Here is a 23,470-nt window from a genome sequence, read left to right on the forward strand (position 1 = left end):
AGTTTCAGGCTCCAGCCGGATCCGTACGGTCCGGCCGGAGGCATCGCAGCTTACTCCGAGCCGGCCAACTGGCGCTGCCCGGCCATCAACATGGCGTCGCTGGAGGCCTGGAACACCCGCAGGCCGAAGGCCGGCAGGATCGCCAGCAGGTGGTCGAAGATGTCCGACTGCACCGCCTCGTACTCGCCCCAGGCAGTGCTGCGGGTGAAGCAGTACAGCTCCAGCGGCAGGCCCTCGGTGGTCGGCTGCAGCTGTCGCACCAGCAGGGTCATGTCGGTATGGATGCCCGGGTGACTGCGCAGATAGCGCTCCACATACGCACGGAAGGTGCCCAGGTTGGTCACCCGGCGGCTGTTGACCTCGGCCACGCCCTGCTCGCGCAGGCGCCCGTTCCACTGGCCGAGCTCCTGCTCCTTCTCCTGCAGGTAGTCACGCAGCAATGCGAATTCGCCGAGGAAGACCAGGTCGCCCTTGTCCAGGAATCCCACGCTGTGCTGGTCCAGGTACAGCGCGCGCTTGATGCGGCGACCACCGGCCTCCTGCATGCCGCGCCAGTTCTTGAACGACTCGGTCACCAGCTTCTTGGTCGGGATGGTGGTGATGGTCTTGTCGAAGTTCTGCACCGTGACGGTATGCAGCGCGATATCGATGACGTCACCGTCGGCGTTCTGACTGGGCATCTCGATCCAGTCGCCGATGCGCACGCGGCCATCGCCACTGATCTGCACACTGGCCACCAGCGACAGGATGGTGTCCTGGAAGATCAGCATCAGCACCGCCGTGGCCGCGCCCAGGCCAGTCACCAGCGGGCCCAGCTTCACCCCCAGCAGGGTGGCGATGATGGACAGGCCGGCGGCCACGAACACCACGATCTTGACCACCTGCAGGTAGCCCTTGATCGGCTTGTTGCGCGCATCGGGCTTGCGTTCGTACAGGCTGTTGGCCGCGTCCAGCGCATGCGAGAACGCCATCGACACCGTCAGTACGGCCCATACGATGCACAGCTTGATGATGACGTTGACCAGGCCTGGCGGCAGATCGGGAATGAGGGTGATGCCCGAGGCGATCACCTGGCTGGGCACCACGTTGGACAGGCGCGAGATCACCCGCATCAGGTGGCTGCCGCGCCCGGACTCGGCGCCGGGCAGGCGCTGCAGCAGGCGCCGCAGGCCGCGCACGAGAATGCGCTTGGTCACCCAGTTGGCCAGGCCCGCGGCGATCAGCAGGGCTGAGATCATCAACGCCAGGTAGGCGCCGGGATAGGGTTCCAGTGTGTTCTGCAGCCGTTCCAGCCACTGTACCGCCACCACCGCGTCCACCATCAGTTGTCTCCTTGCGTTGTCGTTGTTGTTGGGGGTGCCGGCCAGCGGCCGGCACTACCGGATCAGTCCCGCGAGCGCTCGATGATCACGCCCACCGCGCGCGCGCCACGCACCGCGCCGGGCTTGCTCAGTTTCAGGCGCAGCCACTTCACGTCGAATTCGTCCAGCACGATCCGTGCGCAGCGCTCGGCCAGGGTTTCCACCAGGCCGAACTCCGACTCGCGCACGAACTGCTCCAGGCGCTTGCTCACCGCCTTGTAGTTCAGGGTGTGGGCGATGTCGTCGGAGGCCGCGGGACGACGGTTGTCGAAGCCCATTTCCAGGTCGAACACCAGGTCCTGGCGGATCCGTCGTTCCCAATCGTAGATACCGATCAGGGCGTCGATCGTCAGCCCCTCGATGAAAACCTTGTCCATTGCGCTTACCAGCCCGAGTACAGGGGGCCATGGTAACGGCACGGCGGTGAGCCTGCCCGGAACGGGCGATGAGCAGCCGGCAGGGACACGGCTTCAGAAAAGACAAAGGGCCCTGCTAGCGGGGCCCTTTGCTACCTCTCAACGTCCCCAGGGGAAGCTGGAATCCAGCCGCGAGTCCCGGAGCACACGCCGCAAGGTTAGGAGTGCCCCCCAGACCAGTCAATTGGCAAATGCGTCACGGCAGACGACCGGGTGAAAAACCGAGCCGATCCACGAAAAAACACCGACGATCATGATGCCGTTTTCTGATGTTCCTGCCTCGTTCCCAGGGTCAAGGTGAAACCACGTTCCCTGGGAGTGAGTTGATGAAGGAAAGCAGGATCCTGCAGGCAGCGCCATCCCGGCAGAGATGGTCGACCTACGAGCGCATCGCTTCTCGTTGCGCAGCCGATCCAGCCACGCTCTATGCCTGGAACATGCAGATGTGTGCTGCTCTCCCGCCACCGTTGCATATCTGTGAAGTCGTGATCCGCAATGCAGCCGCTACGGCGCTGGTGCATCGCTATGGTCGATGCTGGCCCTGGCATCCAGCGCTGCTGCGTAGCCTTCCTGCCGAAGGCGCCCTTGCCTCGCTATGCGATGTCCGCGGCAGCGCCGGAGCTCCGCGGGATGTACCGGAGGTCATCGCCAAACTGCGATTCGGCTTCTGGCAGCAATTGTTCGCTCGACGGTTCGAGCATTCGATCTGGGCCGGGACCATGGGCCTGGCGCTGCCACACGCACCCTCGGTGCCGCTGTCCGTCCTGCGTCGGTCCATCCATGCCGACCTCGACCGCATCCGCCTCCTGCGCAATCGGATCGCCCACCACGAACCCATCCTGGAACGCGACATCGGTGCCGACCTGGCCGCGATCGGACGGCTGATCCACGCCCGCTGCCCTCACACCCTGGGGTGGCTGCAGCGCCATGAGCGGGCGACGACGGTATTGGCAGCGTCGCCGTTGGGCGCGCGTGCGTAGCCTGGATCACGCGCAGGCGAGCATGGCTCGTCGCTACAGGGAGCGGCCGTTGGAACTCAGACCGCCGGCAGGGTCGCCATGTCCCAGCGGGGGGTGACGTCCACCTTCGGCGGGCTGTGCTGGCCGGCCTGCAGCCGCAGCGCGCCGGCGAAGGCGATCATCGCGCCGTTGTCGGTGCACAACGCCGGCCGCGGGAAACAGGCCCGTCCGCCGAGGCGCTCGGCCATCTGCTGCAGGCGGGCGCGCAGGCGCGTGTTGGCACCGACACCGCCGGCCACCACGATCACATTGGTTCCGGCCGCTTCCAGCGCGCGCTCGCACTTGATCGACAGGGTCTCGACCACGGCGTCTTCGAAGCCCCGGGCGATGTCGGCGCGGGTCTGCTCGCTCTGGTCGCTGTCGCGCCAGGCCATCAGGACCTGGGTCTTCAGGCCGGAGAAGCTGAAATCCAGCCCCGGGCGGTCGGTCATCGGCCGCGCGAAGCGGTAGGCCCCCGGCGTGCCCTGCTCGGCCAGCCTGGCCAGCTGCGGGCCGCCCGGGTACGGCAGGCCCATCAGCTTGGCGGTCTTGTCGAAGGCCTCGCCGGCCGCATCGTCCAGGGTCTCGCCCAGCAGGCGGTACTGGCCGATCGCGTCCACCGCCACCAGCTGGGTATGCCCACCGGACACCAACAGCGCCACGAACGGCGCTTCCGGCGGATCGTCTTCCATCAACGGCGCCAGCAGGTGGCCTTCCATATGGTGTACGCCCACCGCCGGCACCTCCAGCGCCCAGGCCAGCGAACGGGCCACGCCCGCGCCGACCAGCAGTGCCCCGACCAGGCCGGGCCCGGCCGTATAGGCCACGCCGTCGATGTCGTCCACGCCAAGGCCGGCGTCGGCCAGGGTCTGTCGCACCAGCGGCAGCAGCTTGCGGACGTGGTCGCGGCTGGCCAGTTCGGGCACCACACCACCGTATTCGGCGTGCAGGGCGATCTGGCTGTAGACCGCATGGGCGCGCAGGGCCGCGCTGCCGGCCAGGTCGGTGTCATACACCGCCACGCCGGTCTCATCACAGGAAGATTCGATGCCAAGGACTCGCATGCCTGCTATTATGACGCCCCTGCCGCCCCCTCGGGGGACGTGCAGATCTCACTGCTTTCGAACCCCCGGCCCGTATTCAGGGTTGGCCGCTTGCAGTTTGTTGATTCGCCGCTATAATGTGCGGCTCGCCGGGCGTGACCCGGTTCTACTGTGTCCCGGAGATTCCATGCCCAGCGTCAAAGTCCGCGAGAACGAGCCCTTCGAGTTTGCTCTTCGCCGCTTCAAGCGCACTTGCGAAAAGGCCGGTGTGCTGGCCGAAACCCGCAAGCGCGAGTTCTACGAAAAGCCGACCCAGGAGCGCAAGCGCAAGGCCGCCGCTGCTGTGAAGCGTCAGCTGCGCCGCTCGTCGCGCGACGTCACCAAGCGTCAGCGCCTGTACTGATCGGACGCATCTTCATTGCGGCGGGCCTGCCCGTCGCGATGGAGCCGAAGCCGGCACGCGCGAGCGTCGCCGGCTTTTTGCGTTTCCGGGTTCGGGCATCCGCCCCGCCCCACCTACCACCACGAGGTTCCTCATGAGCATGAAGCAGCAGCTCACCGAAGACATGAAGGCCGCCATGAAGGCGGGCGAGAAGCACAAGCTGGGCGTGATCCGCCTGATCAACGCCGCCATCAAGCAGCGCGAAGTGGACGAGCGCATCGAGCTGGATGACACCGCCGTGATCGCCGTGCTCGACAAGATGGTCAAGCAGCGCAAGGACTCGGTCAGCCAGTTCGAAGCCGCCAACCGCGAAGACCTGGCCGGGATCGAGCGCGCCGAGATCGTGGTCATCGAAGCCTACCTGCCGGCCAAGATGGGCGAAGCCGAGATCGTCGCCGCCATCCAGGCCGCCATCGCCGAGACCGGCGCCTCCGGCCCGGCCGATATGGGCAAGCTGATGGGCGCCCTGAAGCCCAAGCTGGCCGGCCAGGCCGACATGGGCCTGGTGTCCAAGCTGGTCAAGCAGCAGCTGGCCGGCTGAACCTCGCCGCACCTGCCGGATACGACAAGGCCCGCAAATGCGGGCCTTGTCATGACGGCACGTGGTGGCGCTGCCGCTTACACCTGGCGGCAGTTGCGCAGGGTCATCGAGCTGCCCTCGAGCGAGCTCACCTCGCCTTCCAGCTTTGCCCAGTCACGCTCGCGCAGCATGCTGAAGTTGGCAGCCTGGTCCGGCGCGAACTCGCAGCGGATGGTGTAGTTGTTGTTGTTGAAGGAGTCGTTCTGGCGGATCCGCAGCAGGCCGCGTTCCGGCGTCACCAGGTAATTGATCGACCCCACTTCACCCGGGCGGGTGGAGTAGCTGTTCCGATTGACCGTATATACCTGCCCGTCGATGCGGTATCGGCGGCCGATGTACTTCGCGTACAGCGGCAGGAAGGTGGCCGAACGATCGCCCAGGTCTTCCTTGTTGGTGGTGGTTCCCAGCATCAGGTCCTTGAAGCTGCCGGCGGCATTGTAGGCCGCCATCGTGCTGCGCACTTCCTTGCCCATCTTCTTGGACAGGTCCGGCGCGGCCACCTCTTCCGGCGCAGGCATCGGCTGCTTCGAGCGCGCCGCCGCGGCAAGCGCTTCGCCCTGGCTGCCCCCCTTCAGCTTGTCCAGCATGGCGCACATCGACTGCCGCGCCTCCTCCTGGCCGATCGTCTGGCCACGCGCCAGCTTCGTCGCAAGGGTGACCCGGCCGGTGTGGTCGGCGGTGCCGATCAGCACCAGCGGCGTACGCAGCCCCTTGGTCTGGATCAGGTACTGGTTGCCGGTATTGCCTTCCACCAGCTGCCCGCCCACTTCGAATTCATCCTCCGCACCGATCTGCCGCAGCTGGTCCAGCGCGCTCTGCACCTTCAGCCCCGGCACGGTGATGTCGGCCATGTACATCGCGCCGTTGCGCGGATCCCCTACCGTCTTGAATGCCTTCTCACAGGCGGCCGATGCTGCGGCAGCCGAGCCGCTCACGGTCGCCAGCAACACCATCGTGGTGTAGACCATCCCTTTCATAACGCGTCCTTCTGTAGAGAAATTGGAATGTCGTGGCCCTGCGCTGCGGCAGCCGGCCCCGGATACCGCGACGGCAACCCCCTTGCGCGCCTTCGGTCCGGCAAAAGGATAGCGCGGACGCTCACGGAACGAGGTGCTGAATAGGCGCTTCACCCCGCATGACGTCGTGATTTGCTAGAAAAACACTCTCCCGTCCCTCACCGTTGTCCGCTGATGCCCCATCCCCGCGCCTTCCTGCCTGCTGTCCGATCCCGCCTGGGAAAGCTGCAGGACAGCTTCCCGATGGCGGTGGCCAAGCGCTTCGTCGAAATCGACGTGCTGACCCAGGCCGCCTCGGTTTCCTTCTACGCCCTGCTGTCGATGGCACCGCTGCTGGTGCTGCTGCTGTGGCTGACCGCCTCGCTGTACCCACCGGCGCAGCAGACGCTGATCAGCCAGATCGGTTCGGTCGCTGGCAGCAGTGTGGCCAGCGTCGCCGACACCGTGCTGCACAACGCCAACAGCCAGCCCAGCGTCGGTTCACTGGCCGGCCTGTGGAGCACGCTGCTGCTGTTCGTGGGCGCCACGGCGGTGTTCGCCCAGCTGCAGAACGCGCTGAACCGGATCTTCCACACCAGCGGCCAACGCCTGGAAGGCGTCAAGGCCTGGTTGCGCAAGCGCGTGTTCTCGTTCGGCGTGGTGCTGGCGCTGGGCTTCCTGCTGATCCTGTCGATGACCGCCACTACCGCCTTGCAGGTGGTATTCGCGCAGCTGCCCTCGGTACTGCCGGCGATCGGGTACCTGACCTCGCTGCTGCTGTACACGCTGGCCTTCGCCTTCCTCTACCACTACCTGCCCGACCGCCGCGTGGCCTGGCGCCAGGCCTTCATCGGCGGTGCCATCACCTCGATCCTGTTCACCCTCGGCCGCTACGGGATTGGCGTCTACATCGCCACCGTGGCTCCGGGCAGCGCCTACGGTTCAATGGGCGCGCTGGTGATCTCGCTGGTCTGGATCTACTACGCCACCGCCGTATTCTTCGTCGGCGCGCTGATGACCGCAGTGATCGACGAGCGTCAGCATGCACGGGCGCAGCTGGCCAAGGCCGGGGTCGAAGCCGAACAGGCCGGTCCCGGCGGCGCCAGCGGGTAAACTAGGGGAATCCGCCGCCCCCCGCTGCGCGCCCTGGCGGCCGCGCCCTGCCCTGTTGCCCATGGCCCGTATCCCCGACGCTTTCATCGACGACCTGCTGGCCCGCTCCGACATCGTCGAGGTGGTGGGCAGCCGCGTGCCGTTGAAGCGCCAGGGCAAGGAATACGCGGCGCGCTGTCCGTTCCATGACGAGCGATCGGCGTCGTTCACGGTCTCCCCCACCAAGCAGTTCTATCACTGCTTCGGCTGTGGTGCGCACGGTACCGCGATCAGCTTCCTGATGAACTACGACCGCCTCGAGTTCCTCGATGCGGTGGATGAGCTGGCCAAGCGCGCGGGCATGGAAGTGCCGCGCAGCGAGAACCCGCGCAGCCCGCAGCAGCAGGACGACAGCCGCGAGCTGTACTCGGCGCTGGATGCTGCGACCAAGTTCTTCCAGAACAACCTGCAGGGCAGCGACAAGGCCCGCAGCTACCTGGATGGCCGTGGCGTGGACGAAGAGAACCGCGCGCGCTTCCAGATCGGCTACGCACCGGATGGCTACAGCGGCCTGCGCGATGCGCTGGGCAAGGACGAGCGGCGCATGAAGCTGCTCGACCGCGCCGGCCTGTTCTCCAAGAACGATCGCGGCCACGTCTACGACAAGTTCCGCGACCGGGTGATGTTCCCGATCTTCGACCGCCGTGGCCGGGTGATCGCGTTCGGTGGCCGCGTGTTCGAGAAGGACGACGGCCCCAAGTACCTCAACTCACCCGAGACCGCGCTGTTCCACAAGGGCCGCGAGCTGTACGGCCTGTGGCAGGTGCGCCAGGCCAACCAGAAGATCGAGCGGCTGATCGTGGTCGAGGGCTACATGGACGTGGTCTCGCTGTTCCAGTTCGGCGTCACCCAGGCGGTGGCAACACTGGGTACCGCGACCACGCCGGACCATGCCGAGCTGCTGTTCCGCAACGCACCGGATGTGTTCTTCTGCTTCGACGGCGACGCCGCCGGCCGCCGCGCCGGCTGGAAGGCGCTGGAGTCGGTGTTGCCGCGCATGAAGGATGGCCGCCAGGCCTTCTTCCTGTTCCTGCCCGATGGCGAGGACCCGGACACCATCGTGCGCAAGGAAGGCGCCGAGGCCTTCAACGAACGCCTGAAGCAGGCCACCCCGCTGTCGCAGTTCTTCTTCGATGAACTGACCCGCGAGATCAACCTGGGCACGCTCGATGGCAAGGCACGCCTGGCCGAGCGGGCCAAGCCGATGCTGGCGCAGATTCCCGACGGCGCCTTCGGCGATCTGATGAAGCAGCAGCTGGCGCAGCTGACTGGCCTTGGCGGCAACGCCCAGGCCGCACGCGCGCCGATGCCGCAGCGCCAGCCCTCGCGAACGATCCAGCCCGTGGCCAAGCGCAGCCTGGTACGCGGCGCGATCGCCGTACTGCTGCAGCAGCCGTCGCTGGCACTGACGCTGGGCGGCAAGCACCACTTCCAGGGCCTGCGCCTGCCCGGCGTGGAGCTGCTGCTGGAGCTGCTGGGCCTGGTCGAACAGCGCCCGGACATCAGCACCGGCGCCCTGCTGGAGCACTTCGACGGGCGTGAGGAGCAAGCGTCGCTGCATACCCTGGCCGCGCAGACAATGCCGGGCGACGATGCGAGCTGGACCCAGGAACTGCACGATGCCGTCGCCCAGCTGGAGAAACAGCTGCTGGTGCAACGTCTGGAAGAGCTGTTGGCAAAGCAGCGGCAGCAGGGTCTGGACGATACTGACAAGTACGAACTGCGCGAGCTGCTGAAGGCCCGCGCCGGACTGCGCCTGTAGCGGCAGAACATTTTCCCGGAGAGGACCATGCTGCTGCGCCTGACCTGCCTGCTGTTGTTGTCGCTCTGCCTGCCACTGACGGCCCTGGCCGAAGACGCGCCCCTCAACGAAGTCCGCCCCGGCCTGTATGCCGGCGGCCAACCCAGCGTCGCACAGCTGCAGGCCCTGGCCGCGCAGGGCGTGCGCACCGTGATCGACCTGCGCCAGCCCGGCGAGGACCGGGGCTTCGACGAAACCCGCGTGGCCGAATCACTGGGCCTGCGCTACGTGCGCATTCCCGTGGCCGGCGCCGAGGGGCTCGATGCCGCCAACGTGCGTGCCGTGCACCAGGCACTGCAGCAGAGCCAGGGGCCGGTGCTGCTGCATTGTGCGTCCGGCAACCGCGCTGGCGCCGTGCTCGGCCTGGTCAATGCACGCTACGAACACGCCAGCCCGGAACAGGCCCTGCAGCTCGGCCAGCGTGCCGGCCTGAAGTCGCTGGAAGCCGCCACCCGCCAGCGCCTGGCCACACCGGTCACCTCGCCCTGAACCCTCCGCACCAAGGACTCTGCCCACCATGACCCGCTGGTGGTCGCGCCTGCGACCGGACAACTTCACCCTCGCCCTGCTGTGCACCGTCGGCCTGGCCTCGCTGTTGCCGATGAAGGGCGCCGCCGCCATCGTGCTCGACGATGTCACCACCGTCGCCATTGCCGCGCTGTTCTTCCTGCATGGCGCACGCCTGCCGCGCGAATCGATCATCGGCGGCATGCTGCACTGGCGGCTGCACCTGACCATCCTGGCCTGCACCTTCATCCTGTTCCCGCTGCTGGGGCTGATGTTCAAGCCGCTGTCGGGCTGGCTGCTGACCCCCGAGCTATACCTGGGCGTGCTGTTCCTGTGCACCCTGCCCTCCACCGTGCAGTCGTCCATCGCGTTCACCTCGATGGCACGCGGCAACGTGCCTGCCGCGGTATGCAGCGCGTCGCTGTCGAGCATCCTCGGCGTGTTCCTGACGCCGCTGCTGCTGACCGCGCTGGCCGGTACCTCCGGCGGCGTGCATGACCCGCTGCACGCGATCGGCGGCATCATGCTGCAGCTGCTGGTGCCGTTCGTGGCCGGCCATCTGCTGCGGCCGTGGATTGCCGGCTGGGTGGAGAAGCAGCGCGCGCTGCTGCGCTATACCGACCAGGGCACGATCCTGCTGGTGGTGTATTCGGCGTTCGGCGAAGCCGTCACCGAGGGCCTGTGGAGCAAGACGCCGCTGCTCTCGCTGCTGGCCGTGGCGGTCGTGGCCGCCGTGCTGCTGGGCATCGCCATGCCGCTGATCACCTTTATCGCCCGCCGCCTTCGCTTCAACCGTGAGGATGAGATCGCCATCGTCTTCTGCGGCTCGAAGAAGAGCTTGGCCACCGGCGTGCCGATCGCCAAGGTGCTGTTCGCCGGTGGCAGTCTCGGTGCGATCGTGCTGCCGGTGATGATCTACCACCAGATCCAGCTGATCGTCTGCGGTGTGATCGCGCAGCGGTATGCCAGGCGCAAGCCCTGACCCGACCGGGAAATCATCCACGCATGGCGTGGATCTACTGTAGAGCCGAGCCCAAGCTCGGCTGATGGTTGGCCACGCGTGGATTCACGGTTCTGCCAGCGTGCCGACGCTCAGCTGCGGCATCCACACCCACAGGTCGTATTGCCGGCCCGCATGAGTATCCACCCGCGGCCCTCGCGCCGCCTGTTCCGGCAATGCCCTGGCCGAGCATCGGTCAAGGCACGCCCAAGTCTCACCACGCTGTGCTCCCAGCCGCACACTGTAGATGTCCAGATCACGCAACGCCGATGCCATCGGCCGGGTCTGCATTTCCGGCGGCGCACCGCCCGGCCGCTGCAGCAGGGCGTGCACGTTACCGGTCAGCACCAGCATGCGTGCGTCAGCCGGCAGGCGCCGGTACAGGCGCCGCAACTCGGCGGCCATGCGGTCATCGCGTGCCTGGTTGCCGCCCTTGCTGGCATTGACGTCATAGCCAACGACTTCGATCACACGCCCCTGCGACTTCAGCACACGCAGGCTTTCGATCATCGCCAGCATGTCGCGGCTGCGACGGCCATCGTGCTGGTCATCGCGCACGCTCCAGAAGGCACGCCCGCGCAGCTGCCGGCGTGCCTGTTCGCCGCCGTCGGAAGCCAGGTAATCGCGTAGCGTGGGGGTTTCGCCGCGTGGCAGTTCCAGCGCCAGCACGACCGGGCCGGTGCGGCTGTAGTCGTCCACCAGCTGGCGTACCAGCAGCGGGGTCTCGCGGGTACCGTGGAATTCGCCCAGTACCAGCAGGCGATGGTCACCGGCATGCTGGCGGATCTGCGCGGCGGTGTCATCGGCATGCGCACTAAGGGCCATGCCCAGCGCCAGCAGCAGCGCCGCAGTCCAGCGGAAGATCGAATGCATCCCTGCGCCTTCCTTTCCTTGGGGTCAGAAACAGCAATGGCGACGCAGCTGGCGCAGATCAACCCTCAGCCGAGCATGGGCTCGGCTCTACAGGAGATCCACGCCATGCGTGGATGCACCCGCCCCTTACAACCAGGGCAGGATCCAGTGGTCCACCAGCAGGAAGGCGAACAGCGCCATCAGGTAGACGATGGAGTAATAGAACATCTTCATCGAGAACAGCTCGTCCGGCGGGTCCAGCATGCGCCAGGCGTACCAGAGGAACACGGCGTTGAGCACGATCGCGCCGCCCAGGTAGAACGCACCGCTCATGCCCACCAGGTACGGCAGCAGGCAGACCAGCGCCAGCACCACCGAATACACCATGATCTGCTTGCGGGTGTGCACCACGCCATGGGTCACCGGCAGCATCGGGATCTCCGCCTTGGCGTAGTCCTCGCGGCGGAAGATCGCCAGCGCCCAGAAGTGCGGCGGGGTCCAGATGAAGATGATCAGCACCAGCAGCGACGAGTACGCCCAGTCCGACGAGCCCTGCATGCCGGTCACCGCGGCCCAGCCCAGCATCGGCGGCATCGCGCCGGCCAGGCCACCGATGACGATGTTCTGCGAGGTCGCACGCTTGAGGTACACGGTGTAGATCACCGCGTAGCCGATCAACGAGGCGAAGGTCAGCACCGCGGTGATCAGGTTCACCCACAGCACCAGGATGGTCATCGACAGCACGATCAGCACGCCGGCGAACACCAGCACCTGCCACGGCTTGACCTTGCCCACCACCAGCGGGCGCCATGAGGTGCGGGCCATCTGCGCATCGATGTGCGCATCCAGCAACTGGTTGATCGCGGCGGCGGCCGAGGCCGCCAGCCAGATGCCCAGGAAGCCGAGCACGCCGGCGCGCACCTGCTCCCAGCTGGGCACGCCGGGGATGGCCAGGACCATGCCGACCAGGGCGGTGAAGACAATGAGGGCAACGACCTTGGGCTTGGTCAGGTCCCAGTACTGGCGGTAATTGGAAAACATGGAATCAGTCCGGGGCACGCAGGCGGGCCAGCAGGCTGACCAGCACGAACAACAGGGCAACGGCCACGCCGTTGTGGGCCACCGCCACTTCCAACGGCAGCGCCAGCTTCACATTGAGGATGCCAAGGGTGACCTGCAGCACCAGCAGCGCGATCAGCGCGCTGGCCCAGCCACGCATGCTCGGCAACCGGAACAGGCGCACACCCAGCCACAGCAGGTAGAGGGCCACCACCACCGCGAACAGGCGGTGTGCCATCTGGATGGCGATGCGCGAGGCGCCATCCAGCACGCCGCCTTCGTAATCCACGCCGATGCCACGCCACAGGGTGAAGCCTTCGACGAAGTTATGCTGCGGCCACCACTGGTTGGCGCAGCGCGGGAAGTTGTCCAGCGAGGCGCTGCCACCGCCGCAGGCCAGCGCCGCGTAATTGGCGCTGACCCAGCCCCCCAGCGCGATCTGGGTGACCAGCACCGCTACGCCGATGCGCAGCAGCCACTTCAGCTTCGGCGCCTCGGCCAGGGTGATCGGCATGTGCGTCGCGCGCCAGGCCATCCACACCAGCAGGCCGAACATCAGCATGCCACCGAGCAGATGGCCCATCACTACGATGGGTTTGAGCAGCAGGGTCACCGTCCACATGCCCAGCAAGGCCTGGAAGATCACCACCGCCAGGGTCAGCAATGCAGCGCGCGCCAGGTCGATGTTGCTCCAGCGCAGCGCGGCGATCAGCAGGATCGCCTCACCGATCAACGCCAGCACGCTGGCCGTGCCATGCCAGCCCATCATGTACAGCGGTATGCCGGCGGCCACCAGCACGCAGGCGGTCACCACCGCCGTACTTCCGAATCGCCGCTTGCGCGTGGCCAACAGGGCCAGGGTCAGGATCTCGATGCCCAGCGCGCCAGCCAGGAAGCGGTGCACCTGCTCACGCCAGGCCTTGTGGGTCTCCAGCGGGCGGATCTCCGCCGCCGGGTGGCCGATGGTCTCTTCCACGTGCTGCGGCCAGGTGGCCTGGCCATAGCAGGTCGGCCAGTCCGGGCAGCTCAGGCCGGCATCGGACAGGCGCACGAACGCGCCGAACATGATCGTGCTCGCGGTCATGATCATGGCGAACCACGCCAGGCGGTGGAAATTGCGGTGCAGCGCCGGACGCGCGGAAAGGCTCATCAAACGGGACTCACTTCAGTTTCAGCAACGTGGCCATGTCCTTGCGCAGGCCACCCAGGTCGGTGCCCGGGGCATGACGCATGATCACGAAGCCGTTCGGATCGATCACGTAGACCGGCAGGCCAGCCGGATCGTCGACGCCGGGCAGGGCCGCGCGCAGTGCTGGCGACGGAGCCAGCGGCCGCAGCGCGGGCAGCGAGGCGATCGACGCCGGTGGCGTTCCCAGCCACAGGATTTCGACATTATCGGCGTTATGGCCGAACAGCTGCCACACCTTGCCCAGTCCCTGCGACAAAGTGACGCACTGCGCGTCGCAGGCACCGGCCGGCGCCACCAGCAGGCGCCAGGTGCGGGCCTCGGGATTCCAGGCATAGGGCTGGCCACTGGCCAGGGTCGGCGCCTGCTGGCGCAGGTCCACCGGCGGCTTCAGCAGCTGGCCGGCGTTGCGGTGCCCGGTCGGCTGCCAGCCGGAGAAGCGCAGTACCGCGGCCAGCGCCACCGCCCCGAAGAACACGGCAAACAGCAGCACCAGGGTCCGGCGGCCGGAGCCGCGCGCCTGCGGGGACGTAGCAGTGTTCATGCGGGGCATTTTCTCATGGTTGGGCAAGGGATGCGGGTGGGGTGCCCCGGTAGTGCCGGCCGCTGGCCGGCATCCAGGAATCCGAGGGGATGCCGGCCAGCGCCCGGCACTACCGGGCCATGGGGCGTCTCCTGCGCCGCTCCAGCACCAGCGCAACGACCAGCACGGTCAGGGCCAGGCCGAACCACTGCACGGCGTAGCCCAGGTGACGCTGCGGCGGCAGCGTGTTCGGCAGCAGGTCCAGGTCACGCTCATCGCCGAATGGCAGTGCCGGATCCAGGCGCAGGACGCGTTCGGGTAACGCCTGCAGCCCCAGCGCGCGCGCCAGGCCTTCGGCGGGCAAGCGACTGGCCAGCCAACGCCCGGCCTCGCCAGTGGCGGAGAACGCCGGGCCCAGTGCCAGTCCCGCCGACGGCGGCGGTGCCAGCAACCCACGCACGGCCACCGGTGAAGGCGGCGCCGGCACATCCGGCAACGTGCGATCCGGCGGCAGCGCACGCCAGCCGAGATCGACCAGCAGCACGCTGCCATCGTCACTGCGGAACGGGCGATAGATCTTCACCCCGGCGCGGCCATGCCGGGTCTGGTTGTCGAGCAGCACCACGCCGGGCAGGAAGCGGCCGTGGTCGGCCACGCCGTGCAAGGCGCCGGGCGCCGCCAGGGCCTGCGACAACGGAAGCGCTTGCGCCACAGCTGGACCCTGCGCATCCAACATTGCCTGTTTGGCATGCATGCGCTGCAGTTGCCACAGCCCCAATGTGCTGAAACCGGCCATCGCCAGCACCGCCAGCAGCCATCCGATCACGCGCGTGTGCTGGCGCATCATGACAAGTCCGCGCAAACGCGGTCAGATAGGCCCATCCACCCTGCCCTCGAGCCGCGCATGAGTGATTCGCTGAAGACCCTGCTGGTAATCGCGTTTCTGATCGTCATCGTCTGGAATCTGGGCGCCGGCCTGTATTACCTGCTGGTCGACCGCGGCCAGACCAAGCGCACGGTCAACGCACTGACCCGCCGCATCGCGGTGTCGGTGGCGTTGATCCTGCTGGTGATCGTGAGCATCTACATGGGCTGGATCAAACCGCACGGCATCGGCGGCTGACACCACCGATGCGCGCCTGATCAAAGCACGTAGACGAACAGGAACAGCATCAGCCACACCACGTCGACGAAGTGCCAGTACCACGCGGCGGCTTCGAAACCGAAATGGTTGTCGCGGGTGAAGTGCCCCTTGGCCGAACGCAGCCACATCACGATCAGCATGATCGTGCCCAGCAGCACGTGCGCGCCGTGGAAGCCGGTCAGCATGAAGAACGTTGAACCGTAGATGCCCGAGCCCAGCGTCAGGTTCAGTTCCTTGTAGGCGTGGATGTACTCCTCCGCCTGCAGGGTCAGGAAGCCCAGGCCAAGCACCACGGTCAGGCCCAGCCAGATCAGCAGCTGGCGACGGTTGCCCGCCTTCAGCGCGTGATGGGCGATGGTCAGGGTCACGCCGGAGGTCAGCAGGATCAGCGTATTGATCAGCGGCAGGCCCCAGGCCGGGATGGTCTGGAACGCGCCACCGATCGCTGCCGGGCCATTGGTCGGCCATCCGGCGGAATAGCCCTGCCAGAGCAGCTCGTTGGTCATCACCCCGCGGCCTTCGCCGCTGAGCCACGACAGGCCCAGGTTGCGGGTGTAGAACAGCGCACCGAAGAAGGCACCGAAGAACATCACCTCGGAGAAGATGAACCAGATCATCCCCATCCGGAACGAGCCATCGACCTGGTGGTTGTAGTTGCCCGCCTGCGACTCACGCACCACGTCGCTGAACCACCAGAACAGGGTCAGCACCAGCATCGCGATGCCGATGTAGAACGTCCAGCGTCCCCAGCTGGCATCGTTGAGCCAGCTGGCCACGCCCACCATGGTCACCATCATCGCGATGGACCCCACGAACGGCCATTTGCTCTGGGCCGGGACGAAGTACACGTTGGCATCGGTCGGTGTCTGGGCCATGTCGGTATCCGGGTCAGGGTGCGGCGTGCGCGCCTTCCGAGGTGGCGGCCGGAGCCAGCCGATCGGACAGCGCGTCGTTGCGGTAGAAGGTGTAGGACAAGGTGATCGTCTTGATCTCCGGCGGCAGGTCCGGATCGACGATGAAGCGCACCGGCATGTCGCGCTTCTCGCCGGCCTGCAGCGTCTGCGCGGTGAAACAGAAGCACTCGGTCTTGCTAAAGAAGCCCGACGCACGCGCCGGCGCCACCGACGGTACCGCGCTGCCGACCACCGCCTGCTGGCTGTCGTTGCGGGCGAAGTACAGCGCCTCGTTGAGCTCGCCCGGCACCACGTCCATGGTCAACTGTTCGGGATGGAACGACCAGGGCAGGCGCGAGTTGACGCCGCCATCGAACTCCACGCGCACGGTGCGCTTGCCGGCCGCCGCGCCGGCACTCGCTTCGCCACCGGGACCGCGTTCCAGGCGCACGCCGAACACCTTTTCGCAGGCGATGCGGTACAGCGGTACCAGCGAGAACGTGAGCAGGAACACCGCCACCGCCACGCCGATCAGGCGCGGCAGCCCGGCGCTGGGTGACGGCGTGCTGGCCGGTGCCTCGCTCATCGGCCGATCACCCCGCTGAGGATGAAGCCGACGTAGACCAGCACGGCGATGGCGCCGACCCACATCGCCGTGCGCTTCGCACGCTGGCGCTGCTGTTCGATGCCTTGGCGTTGGCTGTCGCCGTGGTAGAGCCGACCGCTGGTCGGCTGCTCTTCCTTGTTGTAGAGCCGAGTCATGCTCGGCTGCTTTTCGTCAGTCGAGCCTGGCTCGACGCTACCGATCGGGAGCGGGCTCTCGTTATGCATGCCCCACCTCAATGCGTGATGTCGTCATGCGCCAGATCCCCCGGGCGGATGGTCGGCGGCGTGGTGAAGGTATGCGCCGGTGCCGGCGACGGCAGCGTCCATTCCAGGCCGCGCGCACCTTCCCACGATCGGGCCTCGGCCTTCTCGCCGTTGCGCAGCGAGGACAGCAGGATCGCGGCCATCATGAACGGGGTGACGAACATGCCGAACGCACCGATCGAGCTGATCAGGTTCCAGTCGGCGAAGGCCACGCTGTAATCGGGAATGCGGCGCGGCATGCCGGCCAGGCCGAGGAAATGCTGCGGGAAGAACAGCAGGTTGACGAACACGATCGACCACCAGAAGTGCACCTTGGCCCACTTCTCGCTGTACATCCGCCCGGTCCACTTCGGCCACCAGTAGTACACCGCCGCGATCAGCGCGAACACCGCGCCGGTCACCAGCACGTAGTGGAAGTGCGCGACCACGAAGTAGGTGTCGTGGTACTGGAAGTCGGCGGCCACGATGGCCAGCATCAGGCCGGAGAAGCCACCGATGGTGAACAGGATGACGAAGGCCACCGACCACAGCATCGGCGCCTCGAACGTCAGCGAGCCACGCCACATCGTGCTGACCCAGTTGAACACCTTCACGCCGGTCGGGATCGAGATCAGCATGGTGGCGAACATGAAGTAGATCTCGCCGCCCAGCGGCATGCCCACGGTGAACATGTGGTGGGCCCAGACGATGAACGACAGGAACGCGATCGCGGCGGTGGCGTACACCATCGCCTGGTAGCCGAACAGCGGCTTGCGGCTGAAGGTCGGGATGATCTCGCTGACCACGCCGAAGGCGGGCAGGATCATGATGTAGACCTCGGGGTGGCCGAAGAACCAGAAGATGTGCTGGTACATCACCGGGTCACCGCCACCGGCGGCATTGAAGAAGCTGGTGCCGAAGAACTTGTCGGTCAGCAGCATGGTCACCGCGCCGGCCAGCACCGGCATCACCGCGATCAGCAGGAAGGCGGTGATCAGCCAGGCCCAGCAGAAGATCGGCATCTTCAGCAGGTCGATGCCCGGCGCGCGCATGTTGAGCACGGTGGCGATGATGTTGATCGCACCCATGATCGAGCTGATGCCGGCCACGTGGATGGCGAACACGCTGAACGCAACGTTGTAGCCGCCCTGCAGCGACAGCGGCGGGTACAGCGTCCAGCCGCCGGCCGGCGCACCACCGGGCAGGAACAGGGTCAGCAGCAGCAGGCTGAAGGCCACCGGCAACAGCCAGAACGACCAGTTGTTCATGCGCGGCAGCGCCATGTCCGGCGCGCCGATCTGCAACGGAATCATCCAGTTGGCCAGTCCGACGAAGGCCGGCATCACGCCACCGAAGATCATCACCAGCGCGTGCACGGTGGTCATCTGGTTGAAGAATTCGGGCTTGACGAACTGCAGGCCCGGCTGTGCCAGCTCGGCGCGGATCACCACGCTCATCGCCGCACCGATGATGAACATGATGAAACTGAAACCCAGGTACAGCGTGCCGATGTCCTTGTGGTTGGTCGAGAAGAACCAACGCTCGAAGAAACTCTGCTGGTGATGGTGATCGTCGTGCCCAACTGCCGAGTGCGCCATTGCAAAACACCTCTCAGAATCGGTTGTCACCACGGCCGCGAACGGCCGCGGGCTTTACATCACGCTCCGCTGGCCGCGGTGGCAGGCGCGCTGCCGGCTTCAGCAGCGGCAGGCGCTGCAGGTGCCTCTCCCGTCGGTGCAGTCGGTTCGGCAGGTGCCGCAGGCGTTGCCGGCTCGGCGGGCGGCGCCGGCTTGCGCTGCGCCAGCCACTGCTTGAACTCTTCCTTGGACACCGCCTCGACCACGATCGGCATGAAGCCATGGTCCTTGCCGCACAGCTCGGCGCACTGGCCCCGGTACACGCCGGGCTGCTCGATGCTGGTCCAGGCTTCATTGATGAAGCCGGGGATGGCGTCCTGCTTCCAGCCCAGCGCCGGCACCCACCAGGCGTGGATCACGTCATCGGAGGTGATGACGAAGCGCACCTTGGTATCGACCGGCAGCACCAGGCGGTTGTCGACATCCAGCAGGTAGTGCGGATGGCTTTCGCGGGTCGGCACGATGCCGCTCTGCCGCACGCGGTCGGACTCGCGGTCCAGGCGGCTGGTGAAGGTGACGTTCTCGCCGAGGTATTCGTACTTCCACATCCACTGGTAGCCGGTGACCTTCACCGTCATCTCGGCATCGCGGGTGTCGTACATCTTGATCAGGTTGGCCGTGGCCGGCCAGGCCATCACGATCAGGATGATCACCGGGATCACCGTCCAGATCACCTCGGCCTTGGTGTTGTGGCTGAAGGTGGCGGCGACCGCGCCCTTGGATTTGCGGAACTTGAAGATGGCGTAGGCCATCGCACCGAACACGATGACGCCGATCACCGTGCAGATGATCAACGAGAGATTGTTCGATTCCCAGGCCAGGCGCGAGGTCTGGGTCACCCCCTTGCCCATGTTCAGCTGCCACGGCTTGGGATCGGCCGCCTGGGCCCAGGCCAACGCCGGCATCAGTCCCCCGGCCACCATGGCGGTGACCGCTGCAACGCACTTCGTGCCCCACCTGCTGCTTTGCTTCATTGCCTAGACCCTTAGCGTCGTCGGTTGCCGCCATCGCTGGCGGCGAGCAAGCTTTCAAGTGTCTCTGCAAGCGTCTGACGTTCGGCCGGCGCGAGGAAACTCCCCACCTCCACCTGCCGGCCGCTGGATGCCAGCCGGACCCTCTCATCGTCGGTGAGCAGGCGCACCCAGTGGGGGTGCGCCCGGAACACCGGCGATCCACCGGGTACGGGGATGACCTCCACGTACGCCGGCACTACCCGGATCTCCTCCTGCCGTTCACCACTGCGCCACAAGGCACGCAGTGCCGCCGCCAGCACCAGGCTGTACAGCAGCGCGAACAGGGGGGCGAATGCATTGCCGGCCAACCACCCGAGGGCGGACACCAGCCACATCGCACCCGACAACACGGTGAACAACAGGACGAACTGCCGGGCATCGAGCGCCCGTGGGGGACGCAGCCGCAGCTGCGTACCTGACCCATCCGGAGCTGGAAGCACCTCGATCATGTCGCAACCGCGTTCCTGCCGCGGGAAACGTCTCGATGGTAGCCCCGCCCTCTCGCCGGTAGCAAGGGTGCATTCACACTTTTTCCCATGCTGCAACACAGCATGAGGTCGGCGGCACGAATGACGAATTCAGCACAAATTCTGCCGAGCTTGCTGAACACGCTGAATCCACCGCAGCTAGGGGCTATCAGCGCTTCACGAAGGTGGCTGAGGGGCACTTCCGCAACCCGCAAAAATGATTAAAATCGCCAAGTTTTCCACTGGCCGGACCGGCATGAACGCACCTTCCTCCTCCCCTGCCGCCAGCGACGCCCTGCGTCCCGGCGCGCTGCTGTCGCCGGAACTGCCGGCGCCCCCCAACCCGTTCCGCCAGGCCATCACCGATGGCTGGTTGAAGGACGAGGCCAGCCACGTGCGCGAGCTGCTGGCGCAGGCCCGCCTGCCCGCCGAGGAGCAGGCCAAGGTACAGGCGCTGGCCGCCGACCTGGTCGGCCGCGTGCGCGTGCGTGCCAAGGACCAGGGCGCGATCGAAGCCTTCATGCGCCAGTACGACCTGGGCAGCGAGGAAGGCGTGCTGCTGATGTGCGTGGCCGAGGCGCTGCTGCGCATTCCGGACCAGGACACCGCCGACAAGCTGATCCGCGACAAGCTGGCCGATGCCGACTGGGAAAAGCACCTGGGCGGCAGCGACTCGGTGCTGGTCAACGCCTCCACCTGGGGCCTGATGCTGACCGGCAAGCTGGTGCAGATGAACGACGCCACCCGCGCCGATGCGCCCAGCGCGTTCAAGCGCCTGGTCGGCCGCGTCGGTGAGCCGGTGGTGCGCCTGGCCGTGCGCCAGGCGATGAAGATCATGGGCCACCAGTTCGTCATGGGCCGCACCATCAGCGAAGCGCTGTCGCGCTCGCACAAGGGCGACAACGCCAGCTACCGCTACTCCTTCGACATGCTGGGCGAAGGCGCGCTGACCATGAAGGACGCGCTGCGCTACCTGGAAGACTACCGTCGTGCGATCCACGCCATCGGCGGCGATCACAAGGCACGCGGCGGCCGTCCGGATGGCGACGTCAACAACGCCCCGGGCATCTCGATCAAGCTGTCGGCGCTGTACCCGCGCTACGAGCACGCCAAGCGCGAGCGCGTGCTGAAGGACCTGGTGCCGGGCGTGCTGGAACTGGCACAGCTGGCCAAGAGCTACGGCATCGGCTGCACCGTCGACGCCGAAGAGTCCGACCGCCTGGAACTGTCGCTGGACATCATCGAGCAGGTGTTCTCCGATGCGTCGCTGGCCGGCTGGGATGGCTTCGGTGTGGTCGTGCAGGCCTACCAGAAGCGCACGCCGTACACGATCGACCACCTGGCCGACATGGCGCGCCGCGCCGGTCGCCGCCTGCAGGTGCGCCTGGTCAAGGGCGCCTACTGGGACGCCGAGATCAAGCGCGCGCAGATCGAAGGCTATCCGGGCTACCCGGTGTTCACCCGCAAGCAGAACACCGACGTCTCCTACCTGGCCTGCGCCAAGCGCCTGTTCACCCATGCCGACGCGATCTACCCGATGTTCGCCACGCACAACGCACACACCATCGCGGCCGTGCGCAGCATCGCCAATGGCGGCGTGTACGAGCACCAGAAGCTGCACGGCATGGGCGACGACCTGTACGCCGAAGTGGTGCCGGCCGACCGCTTGAACCTGCCCTGCCGCGTGTATGCGCCGGTCGGTTCGCATGAAGACCTGCTGCCGTACCTGGTGCGTCGCCTGCTGGAAAACGGCGCCAACTCCAGCTTCGTCAACCGCATCACCGACGAGCGCGTGCCGATCGCCGACCTGATCCGCGATCCGGTCGAGATGGTTGCTTCGTTCGAATCGATTCCGCATCCCAAGATCCCGCTGCCGGTTGACCTGCTGCGCAGCCAGAACCACGACAGGAAGAACTCCATGGGCGCCAACCTCGCCAACGACAACGAACTGCGCGCCCTGGCCGAGCAGATCAACGCGGCTGTGAAGCCCTGGCAGGCCGCTCCGCTGGTGCCGGGTGCCAACCCGGCCGGCGCCGCGCTGCCGGTGACCAACCCGGCCGACACCCGTGAAGTGGTCGGCCAGTGGCTGGCCGCCGATGCCGCCACCGTGCAGAAGGCCCTGGCCAATGCCGTGGCCGCGCAGCCGGCCTGGAACCGCACCCCGGCCGCCAGCCGCGCCGCCATCCTCGAGCACGCCGCCGACCAGTTGGAAGCGCGCATGCCGGAGTTCATGGCGCTGTGCGTGAAGGAAGCCGGCAAGAGCCTGCCCGACGGCATCGCCGAAGTGCGCGAAGCGGTGGACTTCCTGCGCTACTACGCCAAGCAGGCGCGCGAGCAGTTCAGCCACGCCGAGAAGCTGCCGAGCCCGACCGGTGAGTCCAACGAGCTGCAGCTGCATGGCCGCGGCGTGTTCGTCTGCATCAGCCCGTGGAACTTCCCGCTGGCGATCTTCCTGGGCCAGGTCGCTGCTGCACTGGCCGCCGGCAACAGCGTCATCGCCAAGCCGGCCGAGCAGACCAACCTGATCGGCTACTACGCGGTGAAGCTGCTGCACGACGCCGGCGTGCCGGCCGAGGTGGTGCAGTACCTGCCGGGCGACGGTGCCACCGTCGGCGCCGCGCTGACCGCCGACCCGCGCGTGGCTGGCGTGGCCTTCACCGGCTCCACCGACACCGCACGTGCGATCAACCGCGCCATGGCTGCGCGTGACGCCGCCATCGGTGTGCTGATCGCCGAGACCGGTGGCCAGAACGCCTTCATCGCCGACTCCTCGGCGCTGCCGGAACAGCTGGTCAAGGACGCGATCGGTTCGGCCTTCACCTCCGCCGGCCAGCGTTGCTCGGCCGCGCGCGTGCTGTTCGTGCAGGACGACATCGCCGACAAGGTGATGACCATGCTGGCCGGCGCGATGAAGGAACTGAAGGTCGGCAATCCGGGCCTGCTGTCCACCGACGTCGGCCCGGTGATCGACGCCGATGCACTGAAGATCCTGCAGGACCACGCCGAACGCATGGACCGCGAAGCGCGCCTGATCGCCGCCGCCGAACTGTCCGCCGAAGCGGCCAACGGCACCTTCTTCGCGCCGCGTGCGTACGAACTGAAGGACCTGGGCCAGCTGCACAAGGAAATCTTCGGGCCGGTCCTGCACGTGATCCGCTGGAAGGGCGACCAGCTCGACGCGGTGATCGACCAGATCAACGCCACCGGCTACGGCCTCACCCTGGGCGTGCATTCGCGCATCGACGAGACCGTCGACCGCATCAGCAACGGCGTCCATGTCGGCAACGTCTACGTCAACCGCAACCAGATCGGCGCGGTGGTCGGCGTGCAGCCGTTCGGCGGCCAGGGCCTGTCCGGCACCGGCCCGAAGGCCGGCGGCCCGCACTACCTGCTGCGCTTCGCCACCGAAAAGACGGTGACGGTGAACACCACCGCCGCCGGCGGCAACGCCTCGCTGCTGACCCTGGGCGACTGATCGCCCAGTAGTTGCAGTGAACGAAAAACCCCGCGAAAGCGGGGTTTTTTGTGTGCGCTTTTTTTCCTGTAGCGCCG

Annotated in this window: 24 protein-coding genes; 9 read left to right on the forward strand and 15 right to left on the reverse strand. The window is 66.8% G+C overall.

Features of this window, described 5'->3' with window-relative positions; genetic code table 11:
* Positions 1–50: 50 nt before the first annotated feature.
* Positions 51–1,322 carry a mechanosensitive ion channel family protein gene (locus VPH47_RS19410; RefSeq protein WP_368851542.1) on the reverse strand — a complete coding sequence of 424 codons (1,272 nt, stop codon included), beginning with the start codon at positions 1,320–1,322 and terminating at the stop codon, positions 51–53.
* Positions 1,323–1,384: 62 nt separating this feature from the next.
* Positions 1,385–1,738, reverse strand: a complete 354-nt coding sequence (gene folB / locus VPH47_RS19415) for a dihydroneopterin aldolase (RefSeq protein ID WP_110710836.1) — start codon at positions 1,736–1,738, stop codon at positions 1,385–1,387.
* Between the two features lie 365 nt (positions 1,739–2,103).
* On the opposite strand from folB, the gene VPH47_RS19420 reads away from it, so the two are divergent.
* Positions 2,104–2,757: a hypothetical protein gene (locus VPH47_RS19420; RefSeq protein WP_368851543.1), complete on the forward strand. Its 654-nt coding sequence runs from the start codon at positions 2,104–2,106 to the stop codon at positions 2,755–2,757.
* 56 nt (positions 2,758–2,813) lie between these two features.
* Here VPH47_RS19420 and tsaD read toward each other — a convergent pair whose 3' ends face one another.
* Positions 2,814–3,839: a tRNA (adenosine(37)-N6)-threonylcarbamoyltransferase complex transferase subunit TsaD gene (gene tsaD, locus VPH47_RS19425; protein WP_197612562.1), complete on the reverse strand. Its 1,026-nt coding sequence runs from the start codon at positions 3,837–3,839 to the stop codon at positions 2,814–2,816.
* 166 nt (positions 3,840–4,005) lie between these two features.
* On the opposite strand from tsaD, the gene rpsU reads away from it, so the two are divergent.
* Together rpsU and VPH47_RS19435 are read left to right on the forward strand one after the other, a co-directional pair.
* On the forward strand, positions 4,006–4,221 hold the full coding sequence (gene rpsU, locus VPH47_RS19430) for a 30S ribosomal protein S21 (protein ID WP_002808376.1): 216 nt from the start codon (positions 4,006–4,008) through the stop codon (positions 4,219–4,221).
* A 133-nt stretch (positions 4,222–4,354) separates the two neighbouring features.
* A complete protein-coding gene (locus tag VPH47_RS19435; protein WP_110710833.1) occupies positions 4,355–4,801 on the forward strand; it encodes a GatB/YqeY domain-containing protein in 447 nt (148 codons plus the stop codon).
* Between the two features lie 77 nt (positions 4,802–4,878).
* Here VPH47_RS19435 and VPH47_RS19440 read toward each other — a convergent pair whose 3' ends face one another.
* Complete coding sequence (locus tag VPH47_RS19440; protein WP_228756498.1) at positions 4,879–5,817, reverse strand: hypothetical protein; 939 nt, start codon at positions 5,815–5,817, stop codon at positions 4,879–4,881.
* A 213-nt stretch (positions 5,818–6,030) separates the two neighbouring features.
* Between VPH47_RS19440 and VPH47_RS19445 the strand changes: the two genes are divergently transcribed.
* From VPH47_RS19445 to VPH47_RS19460, 4 genes are all read left to right on the forward strand, one after another.
* Positions 6,031–6,948 carry a YihY/virulence factor BrkB family protein gene (locus tag VPH47_RS19445; protein WP_153857005.1) on the forward strand — a complete coding sequence of 306 codons (918 nt, stop codon included), beginning with the start codon at positions 6,031–6,033 and terminating at the stop codon, positions 6,946–6,948.
* A gap of 61 nt (positions 6,949–7,009) precedes the next feature.
* Positions 7,010–8,749: a DNA primase gene (dnaG, locus tag VPH47_RS19450; RefSeq protein ID WP_110710830.1), complete on the forward strand. Its 1,740-nt coding sequence runs from the start codon at positions 7,010–7,012 to the stop codon at positions 8,747–8,749.
* A 27-nt stretch (positions 8,750–8,776) separates the two neighbouring features.
* The gene (locus tag VPH47_RS19455) at positions 8,777–9,277 is read left to right on the forward strand and encodes a sulfur transferase domain-containing protein (RefSeq protein ID WP_368851544.1); all 501 of its coding nucleotides are present in this window, start codon (positions 8,777–8,779) and stop codon (positions 9,275–9,277) included.
* 28 nt (positions 9,278–9,305) lie between these two features.
* Positions 9,306–10,277, forward strand: coding sequence for a bile acid:sodium symporter family protein (locus tag VPH47_RS19460; protein WP_049396182.1), 972 nt, complete (start codon positions 9,306–9,308; stop codon positions 10,275–10,277).
* Positions 10,278–10,361: 84 nt separating this feature from the next.
* Here the strand turns inward: VPH47_RS19460 and VPH47_RS19465 are convergent, their stop codons facing one another.
* The 5 genes from VPH47_RS19465 to VPH47_RS19485 all read right to left on the reverse strand — a co-directional run bounded on the left by VPH47_RS19465 (position 10,362) and on the right by VPH47_RS19485 (position 14,762).
* Complete coding sequence (locus VPH47_RS19465) at positions 10,362–11,168, reverse strand: calcium-binding protein (RefSeq protein WP_368851545.1); 807 nt, start codon at positions 11,166–11,168, stop codon at positions 10,362–10,364.
* A 126-nt stretch (positions 11,169–11,294) separates the two neighbouring features.
* On the reverse strand, positions 11,295–12,188 hold the full coding sequence (cyoE, locus tag VPH47_RS19470; protein WP_014035731.1) for a heme o synthase: 894 nt from the start codon (positions 12,186–12,188) through the stop codon (positions 11,295–11,297).
* Positions 12,189–12,192: 4 nt separating this feature from the next.
* Positions 12,193–13,356 carry a heme A synthase gene (locus VPH47_RS19475; RefSeq protein ID WP_049421194.1) on the reverse strand — a complete coding sequence of 388 codons (1,164 nt, stop codon included), beginning with the start codon at positions 13,354–13,356 and terminating at the stop codon, positions 12,193–12,195.
* Positions 13,357–13,366: 10 nt separating this feature from the next.
* Entirely contained in the window at positions 13,367–13,936 is a 570-nt protein-coding gene (locus tag VPH47_RS19480) for a hypothetical protein (RefSeq protein ID WP_368851546.1), read from the reverse strand.
* A gap of 109 nt (positions 13,937–14,045) precedes the next feature.
* Positions 14,046–14,762, reverse strand: a complete 717-nt coding sequence (locus tag VPH47_RS19485) for an SURF1 family protein (protein ID WP_368851547.1) — start codon at positions 14,760–14,762, stop codon at positions 14,046–14,048.
* 57 nt (positions 14,763–14,819) lie between these two features.
* On the opposite strand from VPH47_RS19485, the gene VPH47_RS19490 reads away from it, so the two are divergent.
* A complete protein-coding gene (locus VPH47_RS19490) occupies positions 14,820–15,038 on the forward strand; it encodes a twin transmembrane helix small protein (RefSeq protein WP_005412025.1) in 219 nt (72 codons plus the stop codon).
* A gap of 20 nt (positions 15,039–15,058) precedes the next feature.
* On the opposite strand, the gene VPH47_RS19495 is transcribed toward VPH47_RS19490, so the two are convergent.
* The 6 genes from VPH47_RS19495 to VPH47_RS19520 form a co-directional block, all read right to left on the reverse strand.
* The gene (locus VPH47_RS19495; RefSeq protein WP_005407793.1) at positions 15,059–15,934 is read right to left on the reverse strand and encodes a cytochrome c oxidase subunit 3; all 876 of its coding nucleotides are present in this window, start codon (positions 15,932–15,934) and stop codon (positions 15,059–15,061) included.
* A 13-nt stretch (positions 15,935–15,947) separates the two neighbouring features.
* On the reverse strand, positions 15,948–16,538 hold the full coding sequence (locus tag VPH47_RS19500) for a cytochrome c oxidase assembly protein (RefSeq protein ID WP_149909064.1): 591 nt from the start codon (positions 16,536–16,538) through the stop codon (positions 15,948–15,950).
* Positions 16,535–16,714, reverse strand: a complete 180-nt coding sequence (locus VPH47_RS19505) for a hypothetical protein (protein WP_368851548.1) — start codon at positions 16,712–16,714, stop codon at positions 16,535–16,537. Before VPH47_RS19505 ends, VPH47_RS19500 begins: the two co-directional genes overlap by 4 nt.
* A 77-nt stretch (positions 16,715–16,791) precedes the next feature.
* A complete protein-coding gene (ctaD, locus tag VPH47_RS19510) occupies positions 16,792–18,399 on the reverse strand; it encodes a cytochrome c oxidase subunit I (protein WP_004153896.1) in 1,608 nt (535 codons plus the stop codon).
* Between the two features lie 59 nt (positions 18,400–18,458).
* The gene (gene coxB / locus VPH47_RS19515) at positions 18,459–19,412 is read right to left on the reverse strand and encodes a cytochrome c oxidase subunit II (RefSeq protein ID WP_153856998.1); all 954 of its coding nucleotides are present in this window, start codon (positions 19,410–19,412) and stop codon (positions 18,459–18,461) included.
* An 11-nt stretch (positions 19,413–19,423) separates the two neighbouring features.
* Positions 19,424–19,900 carry a DUF2244 domain-containing protein gene (locus VPH47_RS19520; RefSeq protein ID WP_004153894.1) on the reverse strand — a complete coding sequence of 159 codons (477 nt, stop codon included), beginning with the start codon at positions 19,898–19,900 and terminating at the stop codon, positions 19,424–19,426.
* Positions 19,901–20,174: 274 nt separating this feature from the next.
* Here VPH47_RS19520 and putA point away from each other — a divergent pair, with 274 nt between their 5' ends.
* On the forward strand, positions 20,175–23,393 hold the full coding sequence (gene putA / locus VPH47_RS19525; RefSeq protein ID WP_368851549.1) for a bifunctional proline dehydrogenase/L-glutamate gamma-semialdehyde dehydrogenase PutA: 3,219 nt from the start codon (positions 20,175–20,177) through the stop codon (positions 23,391–23,393).
* Positions 23,394–23,470: the final 77 nt, after the last annotated feature.

It is taken from the genome of Stenotrophomonas sp. WED208, assembly GCF_040984485.1.
Taxonomy (GTDB): Bacteria; Pseudomonadota; Gammaproteobacteria; order Xanthomonadales; family Xanthomonadaceae; genus Stenotrophomonas; species Stenotrophomonas riyadhensis.

Excerpts from the sequence above, each read along its gene's own strand:
- VPH47_RS19410 (WP_368851542.1), bottom strand. The coding sequence starts at position 1,322 with ATGGTGGACGCGGTGGTGGCGGTACAGTGGCTGGAACGGCTGCAGAAC.
- folB (WP_110710836.1), bottom strand. The coding sequence starts at position 1,738 with ATGGACAAGGTTTTCATCGAGGGGCTGACGATCGACGCCCTGATCGGT.
- VPH47_RS19420 (WP_368851543.1), top strand. The coding sequence starts at position 2,104 with ATGAAGGAAAGCAGGATCCTGCAGGCAGCGCCATCCCGGCAGAGATGG.
- tsaD (WP_197612562.1), bottom strand. The coding sequence starts at position 3,839 with ATGCGAGTCCTTGGCATCGAATCTTCCTGTGATGAGACCGGCGTGGCG.
- rpsU (WP_002808376.1), top strand. The coding sequence starts at position 4,006 with ATGCCCAGCGTCAAAGTCCGCGAGAACGAGCCCTTCGAGTTTGCTCTT.
- VPH47_RS19435 (WP_110710833.1), top strand. The coding sequence starts at position 4,355 with ATGAGCATGAAGCAGCAGCTCACCGAAGACATGAAGGCCGCCATGAAG.
- VPH47_RS19440 (WP_228756498.1), bottom strand. The coding sequence starts at position 5,817 with ATGAAAGGGATGGTCTACACCACGATGGTGTTGCTGGCGACCGTGAGC.
- VPH47_RS19445 (WP_153857005.1), top strand. The coding sequence starts at position 6,031 with ATGCCCCATCCCCGCGCCTTCCTGCCTGCTGTCCGATCCCGCCTGGGA.
- dnaG (WP_110710830.1), top strand. The coding sequence starts at position 7,010 with ATGGCCCGTATCCCCGACGCTTTCATCGACGACCTGCTGGCCCGCTCC.
- VPH47_RS19455 (WP_368851544.1), top strand. The coding sequence starts at position 8,777 with ATGCTGCTGCGCCTGACCTGCCTGCTGTTGTTGTCGCTCTGCCTGCCA.
- VPH47_RS19460 (WP_049396182.1), top strand. The coding sequence starts at position 9,306 with ATGACCCGCTGGTGGTCGCGCCTGCGACCGGACAACTTCACCCTCGCC.
- VPH47_RS19465 (WP_368851545.1), bottom strand. The coding sequence starts at position 11,168 with ATGCATTCGATCTTCCGCTGGACTGCGGCGCTGCTGCTGGCGCTGGGC.
- cyoE (WP_014035731.1), bottom strand. The coding sequence starts at position 12,188 with ATGTTTTCCAATTACCGCCAGTACTGGGACCTGACCAAGCCCAAGGTC.
- VPH47_RS19475 (WP_049421194.1), bottom strand. The coding sequence starts at position 13,356 with ATGAGCCTTTCCGCGCGTCCGGCGCTGCACCGCAATTTCCACCGCCTG.
- VPH47_RS19480 (WP_368851546.1), bottom strand. The coding sequence starts at position 13,936 with ATGAACACTGCTACGTCCCCGCAGGCGCGCGGCTCCGGCCGCCGGACC.
- VPH47_RS19485 (WP_368851547.1), bottom strand. The coding sequence starts at position 14,762 with ATGATGCGCCAGCACACGCGCGTGATCGGATGGCTGCTGGCGGTGCTG.
- VPH47_RS19490 (WP_005412025.1), top strand. The coding sequence starts at position 14,820 with ATGAGTGATTCGCTGAAGACCCTGCTGGTAATCGCGTTTCTGATCGTC.
- VPH47_RS19495 (WP_005407793.1), bottom strand. The coding sequence starts at position 15,934 with ATGGCCCAGACACCGACCGATGCCAACGTGTACTTCGTCCCGGCCCAG.
- VPH47_RS19500 (WP_149909064.1), bottom strand. The coding sequence starts at position 16,538 with ATGAGCGAGGCACCGGCCAGCACGCCGTCACCCAGCGCCGGGCTGCCG.
- VPH47_RS19505 (WP_368851548.1), bottom strand. The coding sequence starts at position 16,714 with ATGACTCGGCTCTACAACAAGGAAGAGCAGCCGACCAGCGGTCGGCTC.
- ctaD (WP_004153896.1), bottom strand. The coding sequence starts at position 18,399 with ATGGCGCACTCGGCAGTTGGGCACGACGATCACCATCACCAGCAGAGT.
- coxB (WP_153856998.1), bottom strand. The coding sequence starts at position 19,412 with ATGAAGCAAAGCAGCAGGTGGGGCACGAAGTGCGTTGCAGCGGTCACC.
- VPH47_RS19520 (WP_004153894.1), bottom strand. The coding sequence starts at position 19,900 with ATGATCGAGGTGCTTCCAGCTCCGGATGGGTCAGGTACGCAGCTGCGG.
- putA (WP_368851549.1), top strand. The coding sequence starts at position 20,175 with ATGAACGCACCTTCCTCCTCCCCTGCCGCCAGCGACGCCCTGCGTCCC.